Raw genomic sequence first — 689 nt, 5'->3', positions numbered from 1 at the left:
GCCAAAAAGCGTTTACGTGAAATACCGAACATCATTGGCAAACCCAATGCCTGTAGGCTATCTAACTGACTTAACAAGGCACAATGATGCTCATAGTTTTTGGCAAACCCAAAGCCTGGATCAATAATAATGTTTTCCTGCTTAACACCAAGGCGCGTTACCTCTTCAATACGTGCAGTCAGTTCTGTGCTCACGTCATCAATCACATTGTCATACTGTGCCAGATTGTTCATCGTCGTCGGCTCACCGCGCATGTGCATTAACATGACAGGAATATCAAGGCTAGCGGCCAGTTCTGCAGCGCCAGTACGTTTTAACGCCCTGACATCGTTCCAAATATCAGCACCTTCATCAAAAGCTGCCTGCATGACTTCAGGACTGCTAGTATCAATAGATAACCAAATATCATCTCCACAATGCTGTCGTATAGCTTGTACCACTGGTACAACCCGTTGTAGCTCTTCAGTAGTCGCTACAGCATCTGCATTGGGGCGAGTAGATTCACCGCCGATATCAATAATATTAGCACCCTTATCCATCATCTGCTGACAATGAGCAACGGCACTCTCTACCGCATTGAACTGCCCACCATCCGAGAATGAATCTGGCGTTACATTCAAGATACCCATGATATGTGGCTCAGACAAATTCAAGGTTTTATTGCGGCTCGATACTTGATAGTTGGGTAA

1 protein-coding gene is annotated in these 689 nt (G+C 45.3%); it reads right to left on the bottom strand.

The annotated features are described in order from the left end of the window. A partial coding sequence (gene folP / locus ACS8FC_RS17760) for a dihydropteroate synthase (protein ID WP_439297763.1) occupies positions 1–689 on the bottom strand: 689 nt, incomplete at both ends.

The sequence above is a fragment of the Psychrobacter sp. 1Y4 genome (genome assembly GCF_051847555.1).
Note: the sequence above shows the minus strand (reverse complement) of the source record. Positions and strands in the feature narration are given on the sequence as shown.